This window comes from Pseudomonas sp. M5A4_2d (assembly GCF_053345295.1).
The window spans coordinates 185,426-199,678 of record NZ_JBKEZW010000001.1 but is presented as its reverse complement, the minus strand read 5'-3'; the positions used below and the strand labels follow the sequence as shown (position 1 = coordinate 199,678).

16 protein-coding genes are annotated in these 14,253 nt (G+C 60.2%); 12 read left to right on the top strand and 4 right to left on the bottom strand.

What is annotated here, in order from left to right; genetic code table 11:
- Window positions 1–62: 62 nt before the first annotated feature.
- The 6 genes from rloA (at window position 63) to ACLBW8_RS00945 (ending at window position 5,460) form a co-directional block, all read left to right on the top strand.
- Complete coding sequence (gene rloA, locus ACLBW8_RS00970; RefSeq protein ID WP_447804344.1) at window positions 63–608, top strand: retropepsin-like aspartic peptidase RloA; 546 nt, start codon at window positions 63–65, stop codon at window positions 606–608.
- Between the two features lie 5 nt (window positions 609–613).
- Complete coding sequence (gene rloB / locus ACLBW8_RS00965) at window positions 614–2,146, top strand: osmotic stress tolerance membrane protein RloB (protein WP_064453643.1); 1,533 nt, start codon at window positions 614–616, stop codon at window positions 2,144–2,146.
- Window positions 2,146–3,132 carry an alpha-L-glutamate ligase-like protein gene (locus ACLBW8_RS00960; RefSeq protein ID WP_447804343.1) on the top strand — a complete coding sequence of 329 codons (987 nt, stop codon included), beginning with the start codon at window positions 2,146–2,148 and terminating at the stop codon, window positions 3,130–3,132. Before rloB ends, ACLBW8_RS00960 begins: the two co-directional genes overlap by 1 nt.
- A gap of 99 nt (window positions 3,133–3,231) precedes the next feature.
- Window positions 3,232–4,575: an aminodeoxychorismate synthase component I gene (gene pabB, locus ACLBW8_RS00955; RefSeq protein WP_447804342.1), complete on the top strand. Its 1,344-nt coding sequence runs from the start codon at window positions 3,232–3,234 to the stop codon at window positions 4,573–4,575.
- Between the two features lie 226 nt (window positions 4,576–4,801).
- On the top strand, window positions 4,802–5,104 hold the full coding sequence (locus tag ACLBW8_RS00950; protein WP_447804341.1) for a type II toxin-antitoxin system HigB family toxin: 303 nt from the start codon (window positions 4,802–4,804) through the stop codon (window positions 5,102–5,104).
- Window positions 5,104–5,460: a helix-turn-helix domain-containing protein gene (locus ACLBW8_RS00945; RefSeq protein WP_447804340.1), complete on the top strand. Its 357-nt coding sequence runs from the start codon at window positions 5,104–5,106 to the stop codon at window positions 5,458–5,460. The genes ACLBW8_RS00950 and ACLBW8_RS00945 overlap by 1 nt, the downstream gene beginning before the upstream one ends.
- Before the next feature lie 116 nt (window positions 5,461–5,576).
- Here the strand turns inward: ACLBW8_RS00945 and thrH are convergent, their stop codons facing one another.
- Window positions 5,577–6,194, bottom strand: a complete 618-nt coding sequence (gene thrH / locus ACLBW8_RS00940; RefSeq protein ID WP_447804339.1) for a bifunctional phosphoserine phosphatase/homoserine phosphotransferase ThrH — start codon at window positions 6,192–6,194, stop codon at window positions 5,577–5,579.
- Window positions 6,195–6,346: 152 nt separating this feature from the next.
- Here thrH and ACLBW8_RS00935 point away from each other — a divergent pair, with 152 nt between their 5' ends.
- The 3 genes from ACLBW8_RS00935 to ACLBW8_RS00925 all read left to right on the top strand — a co-directional run bounded on the left by ACLBW8_RS00935 (window position 6,347) and on the right by ACLBW8_RS00925 (window position 9,823).
- Window positions 6,347–7,081, top strand: a complete 735-nt coding sequence (locus ACLBW8_RS00935) for a phosphoadenylyl-sulfate reductase (protein ID WP_064453648.1) — start codon at window positions 6,347–6,349, stop codon at window positions 7,079–7,081.
- Window positions 7,082–7,551: 470 nt separating this feature from the next.
- On the top strand, window positions 7,552–9,081 hold the full coding sequence (locus tag ACLBW8_RS00930) for an NCS1 family nucleobase:cation symporter-1 (protein ID WP_447804338.1): 1,530 nt from the start codon (window positions 7,552–7,554) through the stop codon (window positions 9,079–9,081).
- A 13-nt stretch (window positions 9,082–9,094) separates the two neighbouring features.
- Complete coding sequence (locus ACLBW8_RS00925) at window positions 9,095–9,823, top strand: aspartate/glutamate racemase family protein (RefSeq protein WP_447804337.1); 729 nt, start codon at window positions 9,095–9,097, stop codon at window positions 9,821–9,823.
- Between the two features lie 106 nt (window positions 9,824–9,929).
- Here ACLBW8_RS00925 and ACLBW8_RS00920 read toward each other — a convergent pair whose 3' ends face one another.
- Window positions 9,930–10,853, bottom strand: coding sequence for a LysR family transcriptional regulator (locus ACLBW8_RS00920; protein WP_064453650.1), 924 nt, complete (start codon window positions 10,851–10,853; stop codon window positions 9,930–9,932).
- A 106-nt stretch (window positions 10,854–10,959) separates the two neighbouring features.
- Here ACLBW8_RS00920 and ACLBW8_RS00915 point away from each other — a divergent pair, with 106 nt between their 5' ends.
- Window positions 10,960–11,706, top strand: coding sequence for a 3-oxoacyl-ACP reductase family protein (locus ACLBW8_RS00915; protein ID WP_064453651.1), 747 nt, complete (start codon window positions 10,960–10,962; stop codon window positions 11,704–11,706).
- An 88-nt stretch (window positions 11,707–11,794) separates the two neighbouring features.
- On the opposite strand, the gene ACLBW8_RS00910 is transcribed toward ACLBW8_RS00915, so the two are convergent.
- A complete protein-coding gene (locus ACLBW8_RS00910) occupies window positions 11,795–12,484 on the bottom strand; it encodes an HAD-IA family hydrolase (RefSeq protein ID WP_128588244.1) in 690 nt (229 codons plus the stop codon).
- Window positions 12,485–12,757: 273 nt separating this feature from the next.
- On the opposite strand from ACLBW8_RS00910, the gene ACLBW8_RS00905 reads away from it, so the two are divergent.
- The gene (locus ACLBW8_RS00905; RefSeq protein WP_447804336.1) at window positions 12,758–12,898 is read left to right on the top strand and encodes a hypothetical protein; all 141 of its coding nucleotides are present in this window, start codon (window positions 12,758–12,760) and stop codon (window positions 12,896–12,898) included.
- 30 nt (window positions 12,899–12,928) lie between these two features.
- A complete protein-coding gene (locus ACLBW8_RS00900) occupies window positions 12,929–13,312 on the top strand; it encodes a DUF2784 domain-containing protein (protein WP_447804335.1) in 384 nt (127 codons plus the stop codon).
- Here the strand turns inward: ACLBW8_RS00900 and ACLBW8_RS00895 are convergent.
- A complete protein-coding gene (locus tag ACLBW8_RS00895; RefSeq protein WP_447804334.1) occupies window positions 13,272–14,240 on the bottom strand; it encodes an NAD-dependent epimerase/dehydratase family protein in 969 nt (322 codons plus the stop codon). The two genes, ACLBW8_RS00900 and ACLBW8_RS00895, sit on opposite strands and share 41 nt — an antisense overlap.
- Window positions 14,241–14,253 lie beyond the last annotated feature (13 nt).

Genomic DNA, 14,253 nt, shown 5'->3' with positions numbered 1-14,253 from the left:
ATTGCGCAGCAATGCCAGTCGCCTTGATGAATTGAACATCGCACTGCACCGCGTCAGGATCTATGAGACTCAAGCCCTTCCTTCTGATTTGCCTACTGTTCCTGCCGGGGCTCATGCCGGGGCTAAGTGCTGCCGCCGAGAAGACCGTGTATGGCCTGAATGAATACGCCAAATTGGCCGGCATTGACCTGGAAGTGGCGGCCAAACTCGACACCGGCGCCAAGACCGCCTCGTTGAGCGCCCGCGATATCAAGCGCTTCAAGCGCAACGGCGAATCCTGGGTGCGCTTCTACCTGGCTATCGACGCCGCCCATTCCCACCCCATCGAACGCCCGTTGGCCCGCGTCAGCAAGATCAAGCGCCGCGCCGGTGACTACGACCCCGATGAGGACAAGAACTACACCGCCCGCCCAGTGATCTCGCTGGAAATCTGCATGGGCAGCGCTTTACGCAGCATCGAAGTGAACTTGACTGACCGCAGTGCCTTCCAATACCCGCTGCTGATCGGCTCCGAAGCGTTGAAACGCTTTGATGCGCTGGTCGACCCCAGTCTCAAATACGCAGCGGGCAAACCTGCCTGCGCCGCCGACGCTCATACCGCCGAGTAAACTGAATGCGCTCTCTGACCCTGCACCTGAAAATCCTGATCACCATCCTGGTGGTGTTGGGTATTTCGGTCACCGCCTACCAGATTTTCGTGCTGGGGATTCCTGTCACCGAGGACGCCACCGACGACCTGTGGAACATCGACGCCAAGGTCGAGTTCGTCGCCAACCCCAAGGACCCGGTGAAAATCTCGATGTTCGTGCCGCCCCTGAGCCGCGACTTCGTCAGCCTCAATGAGAGTTTCATCTCCAATAATTATGGCGTCAGCGTCAACCGCACCGACGGCAACCGTAAGGTCACGTGGTCGGCACGCCGAGCCAAAGGCAAGCAGACCCTGTATTACCGACTGGTGCTGACCAAGCGTTACAGCGGTGAAAAGGTCAAGGTCAAGGGCCCGACCTTCCGCGACAGCATCGCAGTGGACGGCCCGGAGAAGATCGCCGCCGAAGCCTTGCTCGCGCCGATACGCCAGCACTCGGCGGACGTCGAGACCTTTATCGGCGAGGCCATCAAGCGCACCAACAACCTCAACGACGACAATGTGAAGCTGCTGCTGGCCGGCGATCCGTCGACGCCGCACAAAGCCAAGATCGTCGAGCTGCTGCTGTCCATCGCCCACGTGCCGATCGAAAAGGTCCACACCATCCGCCTGGTGGCCGACCAACCGCAAACCCCCGAGCTGTGGCTGCGCAGTTTCAACGGCAATGACTGGCTGTACTTCAACCCGGAAACCGGCGAGCAAGGCCTGCCGTCCGACCGCCTGTTGTGGTGGACGGGCGATGAAAACCTGATCACGGTCGATGGCGGCAAGAAAGCCATGGTCACCTTCAGCCTGAACAACAGCGAAATGAACGCCATTCGCCTGGCCAAGCTGACCGACGAAAACACTGACGCCAACTTCCTCGAATATTCGCTGTACGGCCTGCCGCTGCAAACCCAGCAGACCTTCATGATCATGGTGATGATCCCGATTGGCGTGCTGGTGATTCTGATCCTGCGCAACCTCATCGGCCTGCAGACCCTGGGCACCTTTACCCCGGTGCTGATCGCCCTGGCGTTTCGCGAGACGCAGCTGGGCTTCGGCATTGTCCTGTTTACGATTATCACGGCGCTGGGCCTGTCCCTGCGCTCGTATCTGGAACACTTGAAGTTGCAGATGCTGCCGAGGCTATCGGTGGTGCTGACCTTCGTGGTGGTGCTGATTGCGGCCATCAGCCTGTTCAGCCACAAACTCGGCCTGGAACGTGGGCTGTCGGTGGCGCTGTTCCCGATGGTGATCCTGACCATGACCATCGAACGCCTGTCGATCACCTGGGAGGAGCGCGGCGCCAACCATGCGCTGAAAGTGGCGATCGGTACGCTGTTCGCTGCCTCCCTGGCGCACATCATCATGAGCGTGCCGGAGCTGATCTACTTTGTGTTTACCTTCCCGGCGATCCTGTTGATCCTGGTGGGCTTCATGCTGGCCATGGGTCGTTATCGCGGCTACCGCCTGACCGAACTGGTGCGCTTCAAGGCCTTCCTCAAGGCTGACTCATAATGTTCGGCTTCTGGAAGACCTGGAAGGCCCTCGAAGCGCGGGGGATCATGGGCATCAACCGGCGTAATGCCGACTACGTGCTCAAGTACAACAAGCGCAGCCTGTACCCGATTGTGGATGACAAGATCATCACTAAGGAGCGGGCGATTGCCGCCGGCATCCATGTGCCGGAAATGTACGGGGTCATTTCCACCGAGAAGGAAATCGACAAGCTCGACGAGATTATCGGCGGGCGCAACGACTTCGTGATCAAACCGGCCCAGGGCGCCGGCGGCGATGGCATCCTGGTGGTGGCCGACCGTTTTGAAGGGCGCTATCGCACCGTGTCAGGCAAGATCATCAGCCATGAAGAAATCGAGCACCAGATTTCCAGCATCCTCACCGGTTTGTATTCCCTGGGCGGCCACCGCGACCGTGCGCTGATCGAATACCGCGTGGTGCCCGACCAGATCTTCAAGAGCATCAGCTACGAAGGCGTGCCGGATATCCGCATCATCGTGTTGATGGGCTACCCGGTGATGGCCATGCTGCGCCTGCCGACCCGGCAGTCCGGCGGCAAGGCCAACCTGCACCAGGGTGCGATTGGCGTCGGTGTGGACCTGGCCACCGGCCTGACCCTGCGCGGCACCTGGCTGAACAACATCATCACCAAACACCCCGACACCACCAACGCAGTGGATGGGGTGCAACTGCCCAACTGGGATGGTTTCATGCAGTTGGCGGCCGGCTGCTATGAACTGTGCGGGCTGGGCTATATCGGCGTGGACATGGTGCTGGACCAGGAAAAAGGCCCGCTGATCCTCGAACTGAATGCACGCCCGGGGCTGAATATCCAAATCGCCAACGACTGCGGCCTGACCCTGCGCACCCACGCCGTGGAAGCGCGCCTGGAAGAGCTGAAAGCCGCCGGCGTGACGGAAACCCCGCAAGAGCGCGTGAAGTTTGTGCAGGAAATGTTTGGGCATATACCCCACGTCGAAGGCTGATCCGGGCTTCAATCTGTCTATAGCCGACATCCCCTCTAGGACCAAATCCTACGGGGGACTACAATCGCCTCCCCACGCCAATCGCTGATCCGCCCCGCAATGTCGACCTGCTCCGTACACTCGCTGCCCTACCGGGCCAACCCCGCCGAATACTTTGCGGCGATTCGCCATGCCCCCGGTGCGGTGCTGCTCGACAGCGGGCGCCCGGCTGCCGAACGCGGGCGCTATGACGTGCTCAGCGCCTGGCCACAAGCAACCTTGACCGTAAGGCCTGACGAAAGCGGCAGTGATTTCCTGCAACGCTTGCGCGATAACCTGACGCAGCTGGGTGAAGCGGCAATGCCGGTAGGTGTGGAACTGCCGTTTGCCGGCGGCTTGATCGGCTATCTGAGCTACGACTTCGGCCGGCACCTCGAACAGATGCCACACCTGGCGGTGGATGACCTGCACCTGCCGGATGCTCGCTTCGGGCTGTATGCCTGGGCGCTGATCAGCGATCACCAGGCACAGACCAGTCAGTTGGTCTTCCACCCGGCGCAGGCCGACAGCGAGCGACAACGGCTGACCGACCTGTTCAGCCAGGCTGCCCCACAAACATCAGCCACCTTCAAGCTCCACGGCCCGATGGCGCCCGACCTCACAGCCGAGGCTTATCGCCAGGCCATCGTGCGCATTCAGGACTATATCCAGGCGGGCGACTGCTATCAGGTCAACTTCGCGCAGCGCTTCCGGGCGCCGTGCATCGGCGACCCATGGGTGGCTTACTGCGCTCTGCGTGAAGCCTGTCCTACTCCCTTCTCCGGTTTTCAAAGCCTGCCGGATCACGGCGCGGTATTGAGCCTGTCGCCGGAGCGCTTCGTCAGGGTCAGCGAACGCCACGTCGAAACTCGCCCGATCAAGGGCACCCGCCCACGGGGTTTGACCGCCGAAGAGGATGCAGCTCACGCCGCCGAACTGCTGGCCAGCCCCAAGGATCGCGCCGAAAACCTGATGATCGTCGACCTGCTGCGCAACGACCTCGGTCGCACCTGCCGCACGGGCTCGGTGAAAGTGCCCGAGCTGTTCAGCCTGGAAAGCTACCCCAACGTGCACCACCTGGTGAGCAGCGTCACCGGCATCCTGGCCGACGACAAGGACGCCCTCGACCTGATCGCCGGCAGCTTCCCCGGCGGCTCGATCACCGGCGCGCCGAAGATCCGCGCGATGCAGATCATTGACGAGCTGGAGCCGACGCGACGCGGCTTGTACTGCGGCTCGCTGGTGTACCTGGATGTACGCGGCGAGATGGACAGCTCCATCGCGATTCGCAGTTTGTTGGTCAAGGATGGGCAGGTGTGCTGCTGGGGCGGCGGCGGGATCGTGGCGGACTCGCAGTGGGAGGCGGAGTATCAGGAGTCGCTGACCAAGGTGCGGGTGTTGTTACACACGTTGGAAAACCTCTAGCGCCGCGCTTCTTCTGGCGCTCAGACGCAGAGCCCAGTAGCCGAAAAAGCCTGAATCAGAATGGCCGTGGACGGCGTGTGAGCGGGAGGATAGCGTCCAACCCTACCGTCCGCCCGCCGTTTGTGAAGGATCACATGAAGCGACCACCTACTCGTCAGAAATTATTTCCGCGATTGCATATCCACTCGAGCATATCTATTATCTCCCGTATTGGGAGGTTGCAGCGATGCGGATAATCGCTCTCTCTACCTTACGAATATTCTGGGAAAGCCATCCCACGCATATCGAGGCCAAAACGCCGCTGGTCGAGCTGTATCGCCACATGGAGAAGACTACTTACGCCACGCCGCATGCACTCAAAGAAGCGCTTAGAACGGCGAGCATTCTCAAGGGCGGCAGGGTTGTTTTCAACGTGGGCGGCAACAAGTACCGAGTGATCATGGCGATCGACTATCAACGACAGCTGGGTTTCATCCGTTTCGTAGGGACCCATGCGCAATACGACCAGATCAACGCGGAGACCGTGTGATGAACATCAAACCTATTCATTCCCAGGAAGACCTGACTGCGGCGCTCGCACGCGTCGAGCAGCTATGGGGAGCGCAAATCGGCTCGCCAGAGGGTGACGAGTTGGAAATCCTCGCCGTACTCATCGAGAAGTACGAGGCGGAACATTTTCCAATGCCAGCTTCGGACCCAGTGGAAGCGATTAAATTTCGCATGGAACAGCTGGGGATGACCGCTCGTGACCTTGAGCCTTTTATCGGTACGAGCGGGCGAGTGTCCGAAGTGCTGAATCACAAGCGAAAGCTGAGCCTGGCGATGATCAAACGCCTGCATGAGGGTTTAAGCATCCCCTATGAGCGGTTGCTGGCCGGGGTTTAGGCGCTGACTGAACCGGCTTCATCGCAGGCAAGCCAGCACCCACATTTGAAGGGTCACACATCAAAATGTGGGAGCCGGGCTTGCCCGCGATGAGGCAAACAGCATCAACCAATCAACTACAGGCTCAATGGCCGATTCGACGCCTTGATGAACGCTTTCTTCAAGTCCTCAAACGTATGCACCGCGGGGAACTGCGGGAACTCGCGAATCACATTCTCCGGCGCATGGAACAGAATCCCACGGTCAGCTTCGCCGAGCATGGTGGTGTCGTTGTAGGAATCGCCGGCGGCGATCACGCGGTAGTAGAGGGTTTTGAACGCCAGCACCGACTGGCGCTTGGGGTCCTTCTGGCGCAGTTTGTAGCTCACCACCCGGTCGTTCTCATCGGTAATCAATCGGTGGCACAGCAAGGTCGGGAAGCCGAGTTGGCGCATCAGCGGTTGGGAGAACTCGTAGAAGGTGTCTGACAAAATCACCACCTGGAAGCGCTCGCGCAGCCAGTTGACGAAATCGATGGCACCGTCCAGCGGCTTGAGGGTGGCGATCACTTCCTGGATATCGGCGAGCTTGAGCCCGTGTTCGTCGAGGATGCGCAGGCGCTGCTTCATCAGCACGTCGTAGTCGGGAATATCCCGGGTGGTGGCCCGCAAGGATTCAATACCGGTTTTTTCAGCGAAGGCGATCCAGATTTCCGGAACCAGCACCCCTTCCAGGTCGAGACAGGCAATTTCCACAACACACCCCTATTTATCTTATTCAAGTTGAGCGAGCAAAAGGACTGCCGAACTCTAGCGACTCAAGCTCGGCCCCGCAACGCGGGGCGGATTTTGATACCATCGCTCCCCTATAGAGCGCTCAGCGCCACTGACCTGTAGGAACCGTCCTGATGAACCAAGCCTTCGACGTCGCTGAACTCGCTGCGACTTACGCAAACAAATCCGCCCAGGACATTCTCAAGCTGGCGTTCAGTCAGTTCGGCGATGACCTGTGGATTTCCTTCAGCGGCGCCGAGGACGTGGTGCTGGTAGACATGGCCTGGAAGCTGAACAAGAACGTCAAGGTGTTCAGCCTCGACACCGGCCGTCTGCACCCGGAGACCTACCGGTTTATCGAGCAGGTGCGCGAGTTCTACAAGATCGACATCGAGCTGATCTCGCCGGACCAGCGCGCGCTGGAACCCTTCGTCAAGGAAAAGGGCCTGTTCAGCTTCTACAAGGACGGCCATGGCGAATGCTGCGGCGTGCGCAAGATCGAGCCGCTGCGCCGCAAACTGTCCGGCGTAAGCGCCTGGGCCACCGGCCAACGCCGCGACCAGAGCCCCGGCACCCGCAGCCAGGTAGCGGCACTGGAGGTCGACAGCGCTTTCTCCACCCCGGAACGCACGCTGTACAAGTTCAACCCGCTGGCGCAGATGACCAGCGAGGAAGTCTGGGGTTACATCCGAATGCTGGAGTTGCCTTACAACAGCCTGCATGAACGCGGCTTTATCAGCATCGGCTGCGAGCCGTGCACCCGGCCGGTATTGCCGAACCAGCACGAGCGCGAAGGCCGCTGGTGGTGGGAAGAAGCTACGCAGAAAGAATGTGGCCTGCACGCCGGGAATATCATCAGCAAAGCCTGAGGGCTAGCGCAGTAAAAAATGTGGGAGCGGGCTTGCTCGCGAATGCCGTGGATCAGTCGACATATTCAGTGACTGGCCCTTCACATTCGCGAGCAAGCCCGCTCCCACATTTGCTTTGTGGTGGGTATAAATTTTGTACACACTAATGTAACCATCGGTGCCATTTATGTGTGCAATCTAGTTCAAGACGCACCATAACGTAACATCTGTTCCCGCTTCTTTTCGTTCTCTCCCACACAGCTTCTACTGCATAAAAAATAAATACCTGTTCAAACGGTCAATTTATATCGCTTTTAATTCAGTCAGTTATTTGGACAACCTATAAAAACGAAATTAATCACCCGTTTCATAGTTCCAAAACTGGCACGCATGTGGCTTAAGGTGAAATGCGTTTTGTATACAATAAATACAAAACCTACATACACTTTGCCATCCGCGGCTTGCTCGCCGATGCGCTGGAGCCTGCCGGAATGCGTACAAGCCTCTCGAATAACATCGCACTGGATCTGCCCTCCTCCGACCTTAACCCGGCGGCCGCAAGCCCCGGCCCGTTGGTGCTCAGCCCTCGCCTGCACAACCGGGACCTGGCGCCCACCAAAGTTGAGGGTCGTCGCTGGGGTCGCTACAGCATTTTCGCGCTGTGGACCAATGACGTGCACAACATCGCCAACTATTCGTTTGCCATTGGCTTATATGCGCTGGGCCTTGGCGGGTGGCAGATTCTGTTATCACTCGGGATTGGCGCGGCGCTGGTGTACTTCTTCATGAACTTGTCGGGGTATATGGGGCAGAAGACCGGTGTGCCGTTCCCGGTCATCAGCCGTATCAGTTTCGGTATTCACGGTGCACAAATTCCGGCGCTGATTCGGGCGGTGATTGCGATTGCCTGGTTTGGTATCCAGACCTACCTGGCGTCAGTGGTTTTCCGCGTGCTGTTGTCGGCAATTCATCCAGGGTTTGCCGACTATGATCACAACTCGATCCTCGGCCTGTCGACGCTGGGTTGGGCGTGTTTCGTGGCGATCTGGTTTGTGCAACTGGCGATCCTGGCGTACGGCATGGAAATGGTGCGCCGCTATGAAGCGTTTGCCGGGCCGGTCATTCTGGTGACTGTGGCGTCATTGGCCGGTTGGATGTATTTCCAGGTCGGCGGCAATATCGCCTGGTCGATCCGCGAGCCGCTGAGCGGTGGCGAGATGTGGCGCAACATCTTTGCCGGCGGCGCGTTGTGGCTGACGATCTACGGCACGCTGATTCTCAACTTCTGCGACTTTGCCCGGTCCTCGCCGTGCCGCAAAACCATCCTGGTCGGCAATTTCTGGGGCTTGCCGGTGAATATCCTGGTGTTTGCCGCCATCACCGTGCTGCTCTGCGGTGGGCAGTTCCAGCTCAATGGCCGGGTGATCGAAAGCCCGACCGAAATCATCGCGGCGATTCCCAATACCTTCTTTCTCGTGCTGGGCTGCCTGGCATTCCTGATCGTCACCGTGGCGGTGAACATCATGGCCAACTTCGTCGCACCGGCCTTTGTGTTGAGCAACCTGGCGCCCAAGTACCTGAACTTTCGTCGTGCCGGGCTGATCAGCGCCACCGTGGCGGTGCTGATCCTGCCGTGGAACCTCTATAACAGCCCGCTGGTGATCGTGTATTTCCTGTCCGGACTGGGCGCGCTGCTGGGGCCACTGTACGGGGTGATCATGGTCGATTACTGGCTGATTCGTAAAAGCCAGGTGGACGTTCTGCAGCTGTATAGCGAAGACCCAAATGGCGTTTATTACTACAGCCGAGGCGTCAATTTACGCGCAGTCGCGGCGTTTATTCCTGCGGCGGTGATCGCGATCCTACTGGCGCTGTTGCCAGGTTTTACCAGCGTCGCTCCCTTTTCCTGGCTGTTTGGCGCTGGTATTGCAGGGCTGTTGTATCGGCTGATCGCCAAGCGCCAACCGTTCTACGCCGATGTCAGCGGCGAAAGCATTGCAGTCGATAACGTCAGTCATTAACCAAGGACATTCCATGCGCATCCTCGTGGTCAACGTCAACACCACCGAATCCATCACTGAAACCATCGCCCAGCAGGCACGGGCCGTGGCCTCGCCCGGCACAGAAATCATCGGCCTCACGCCGTATTTCGGCGCCGAATCGGTGGAAGGCAATTTCGAAAGCTACCTGGCCGCTATCGCCGTGATGGACCGGGTAATGGCCTACGATCAGCCGTTTGATGCGGTGATCCAGGCCGGCTATGGCGAACATGGCCGTGAAGGCTTGCAGGAATTGTTGAATGTACCCGTGGTGGACATCACCGAGGCGGCGGCCAGCACGGCGATGTTCCTGGGCCACGCCTACTCGGTGGTGACCACCCTGGACCGTACCGTGCCGTTGATCGAAGACCGGTTGAAACTTGCCGGGCTGTATCAACGCTGCGCCTCGGTACGCGCCAGTGGCATGGCAGTGCTCGAGCTTGAAGAAGACCCGCTGGCCGCCATGGAAGCCATCGTGCGCCAGGCGGAACTGGCGATCCGCGAGGACAAGGCCGAAGTGATCTGCCTGGGCTGCGGCGGTATGGCCGGGCTGGATGAGCAAATTCGCCAGCGCACCGGCGTGCCGGTGGTGGATGGGGTGACGGCGGCGGTGACCATTGCCGAATCCCTGGTTCGGTTGGGGTTGTCGACATCGAAGATCAGGACCTATGCCACGCCGAGGCCGAAGCAGGTCATTGGTTGGCCGGGTAAGTTGGGCCAGTAGACCGAGTCGCCTGCATCGCGGGCAAGCCAGGCTCCCACATTGGAATGCGAGCAACTGTGGGAGCCGGGCTTGTCCGCGATGGCCGCGATTCCGTGAGCAACCGTCGTCAAATCGCGCTGAACCGCTGCCCCAAGCCCTTTTCGGAAAACTGCTCAATGATGAAGTCCACAAACGCCCGAGTCTTGCCGGGCAGCAGCTTGTGTTCGGCGTAGTAGATGGAGATGTTGCCGTCGTCGACGTACCAATCGGGCAACACCCGCACCACCGCGCCGCTGTCGAGGAACGGCACGGCCATCGGCATGCTGACCAGCGCAATCCCCAGGCCTTGGGCGCTGGCGCAGCAGGCGGCTTCGGAATCGCTCATGGTCATGCGCGGCTTGAGCACCAGCGGGCGTTGCTCACGCTCCGGGCCCGTGAGCTGCCAGGTGCGCACGCGGCCGGTTTGCGGAGAGCGGATCAGGATGCCCAGGCAACGCGATAAATCTTCGGGCGCCCTTACCGGCAGACGCCGCTCCAGATAAGCCGGCGAGGCCACCAGTATTCGATGCGCAGGTGCCAACTTGCGCGCCACCACGCCCTGGGGCAGTTCAAAACCGCCGCCGATAGCCGCATCAAAGCCTTGGCCGATCAAGTCCACCTGGCGATTATCGAAATGCCAGTCCGGGCTGATATCCGGAAAGCGCCGCATGAACTCCACCAGTAACGGCACCACATAACGATTGCCGAACACCGTGCCCATGCTGACCTTGAGCGTGCCCACCGGGCGGCCTTCCGCGCTCGCCAGGTTGGCCACGGCGTTCTGGATGGTGATGAGGCTGCCGCTGACTTCTTCGAGGAACAGCTTGCCGGCTTCGGTCAGGGTCAGGCGCCGGGTGCTGCGTTGAAACAGGCGAACACCGAGGCGTGCTTCCAACTTGGCGACACTCTTGCCGACCGCCGCCGGCGTCAGGCTCAGGTGCCGGGCCGCTTCGGCGAAGCTGCCGCCTTCGGCACTGCGCACAAAGCATTCGATACTGCCAAAGCTTTCCATATCGCGCCATTCTAAACTTTTGGTTTACACAGACTATAGCAATCACGGTCTACCGGCATGGGTGGGTGAGGTCGATACTCGGCCCATCAACTACTTGGAGATCGACATGACCACACAAAACCTCACCGGCAAAGTCGCCTTGATCCAGGGCGGTTCCCGCGGCATTGGCGCTGCGATCGTAAAACGCCTGGCCGCACAAGGCGCAGCCGTCGCCTTCACTTACGTCAGTTCGGCCGCCAAGGCCGAAGAACTGCAGAACGTCGTGATCAGCGCAGGCGGTAAAGCCCTGGCGATTCAGGCCGACAGTGCTGACGCCACGGCGATTCGCAATGCGGTCAACGCCACCGTCGAAGCGTTCGGGCGCCTGGATATCCTGGTGAACAACGCCGGTGTATTGGCCATCGCGCCACTGGAGGATTTCAAGCTGGAAGACTTCGACCAGACCCTGGCGATCAATGTGCGCAGCGTGTTTATCGCCACTCAGGAAGCGGCCAAGCACATGGGTGAAGGCGGCCGCGTGATCAACATCGGCAGCACCAATGCCGAACGTATGCCGTTTGGCGGCGGTGGCCCCTACGCGATGAGCAAGGCGGCGCTGGTGGGCCTGACCAAAGGTTTGGCACGGGACCTGGGGCCACGCGGCATCACCATTAACAACGTGCAGCCGGGGCCGGTGGACACCGATATGAACCCCGCGAACGGTGAGTTTGCCGAGACGCTGATCGGGTTGATGGCGGTGGGGCGTTATGGCCACGTGGAGGAGATAGCGAGTTTTGTGGCTTACCTGGCCGGGCCGGAAGCGGGGTATATCACCGGTGCAAGCCTGACCATTGATGGTGGTTTCAGCGCCTAACCCATTGTGGGAGCTGGCCTGCCTGCGACGGCGGTCTTGAGGACGCCATCGCAGGCAAGCCAGCTCCCACATTTTTGACCCTGTTCAGTCAGGGAAAAGGTGGCAAGCCATAGGCGGCGAGATCGAAGTCCGCGAGTTTGCGGATGATCTGGTCGGCATGTTGGTATTTGCTGTCGGCCATGGCTTCATCGGGCACGGCAATAGCGGTCATGTTGGCGGCTTTCGCGGCCGTCACACCAAACGGCGAGTCCTCGAACACCAGGCAATCCTGCGGCGCGACGCCCAGGCGACGCGCAGCGGTCAGGAAGATATCCGGCGCAGGTTTCGCGGCGCCGACTTCCGGGTCATCGGCCGTGACGATGGTGCCGAACAGGCCAAACCATTCACGGTGCAAGGTGGTCTTGTGGCCAAACGAATTGCGCGACGAACTGGTGCCCACCGCGATCGGAATGTTATGCGCCCTCAAGTGCCGCACCAGCGCCTCGGCCCCGGGCATGCCCAAGGCCTTGGGAAAACGCTCGCTCATCAGCGGTTCACGGATTCTGAGAAACTCTGCTGGCGTGATCGGCAAGTCCAGCGCCTTGACCACGTAATCGGCCAGGTCCTGAGCGCCTCGACCGATGATGTGCTGCTTGATGCCCCAGTCGTAGGTACGGCCGTAGCGTTCGGCGATGATCTGCGTGACTTCGGTGTAGATGCCTTCGGTATCCAGCAATAACCCGTCCATATCGAAAATCACGGCCTTGATCGGGCCGACTGCGGTACGCGGTGCATTCATCACAACAGAACCTTGGGGGGAGGACTAAAAGGATTCAGCACAATAACGGCCCAGGTTGCTTGCAAGCAACCATCACGGCCACAAACCTGAGCCCGCCCTCGCGCCTTACTCCGCAAAGTCCACGCCTTCAGTCATCTCAGCCCACGCCTCAAAATCAGCGCTTAACACCCTTGACCTGGGTGCGTGCAAAACCCAACGTAGCCTTGCCCAGCAGCAGGCACGCTGGACGGCTTCGGCTTTGCCTATGTTGGGTGCTCCAGCCTCGCGCCCTATTTGCAAAGCGGCGAGTGGGTGGAAGTATTGGGCGACGGGATCATCCATAGTGCGTGGCAGGTGTATGACGGCAATCGCAGTAATATGTCGAAAAAACTGCCTGCGTTGATCGCCTACCCGCAAGAAGAACTCGGCGCCTGACACTGGCCCACCTTATAAGCGAATCCCAACATGCTCTATCGCGTAGCCGCCGACAGCCTGGTGCTGTTTCACCTGTGTTTCATCTTGTTCGTACTGTTCGGCGGATTGCTGGCCCTCAAGTGGCGGCCTGTCATGTGGCTGCACCTGCCCGCAGCGGCCTGGGGGGTCGCCGTCGAGGTGTTCCACCTGCCCTGCCCGCTGACCCGTTGGGAAAACCTGTTCCGCCATCTCGCCGGACAGGACGGTTATGGCGGCGGGTTTGTCGAGCATTACATCCTCACGCTGATCTACCCGGCCGGGCTGACCCCGAACATTCAATGGGTACTCGGGGCCGTGGTGTTGCTGATCAACATGGCGGTGTATGTGCACTTGATCAGGCGGACGCAGGCAAACACCCCAGGTCGGCCAAGGTAGTCTCCACCGCCTGTTCCAGCGGCGTGTGCGGCTCACGGCCCAAGGCATCCAGCAAGCGCTGGTTATCCAGGCGCAACGGGGTTTGCCACAGGTAGCGCATTTCCTGCATCTCACGGACTGTGACGACAAAGGGCGCTGCCAATTTCATCAACCACCAAGGGAAACGACCTACGCGCGGTTGATGGCCGGTCCGGCGCAGCACCACGCGCTGGATCGCCTCGGCCATCTGCGTGCCGTCCGTGTCCATATGCCCAGCCATATGAAAGCGCGCGAACGCATCAAGGGTCGCCCGACGCTCAATCAACTCGAGCATCGTGCGCGCCACATCCGGCAGGTACGCCCATTGATGCGCCACACCGGGAGCGCCCGGGTAGCTGACGGCGTGCACCGGTTTGCCGGGCTTGACCAAGCCTTGGGCGAACCAATTGTTGGCCACCCGGGCGCCGAAAAAATCTCCGGCGCGCACGATCACCACCCGAGCGCCCTGGCGGGAAGCGTCCTGTAGACGCTGCTCCAGTTGCACACGAATCGCGCCTTTGCGTGTCTGCGGGTGCTGAGGCGAGTCTTCGTGCAACACGGGAAACGCATCCGGCCCGAAGTTGTAGACCGTGCCAGGCAACACGATGGTCGCGCCCTCGGCGATGGCCGCCGCGATACTGTTGTCGATCATTGGCAGCACCTGCTCGGCCCAGTTGCGATAGCCCGGCGGGTTGACCGCATGGACGATCACCGCACAGCCACGCGCGGCAGCGAGCACTTCCTGGCGATTGAGTGCATCGCCCTGGAGCCAGGAGAAGGCGGCATTCGCACGGCGCGCCTTGTCCACATCCCGGGTCAACGCACACACCTCCCAGCCTGCCGCACTCATCTGCCGCGCCACTTCGCCGCCGATCCCGCCCGTCGCTCCCAGTACCAGAACTTTGCTCATGACCTTCTCCCAC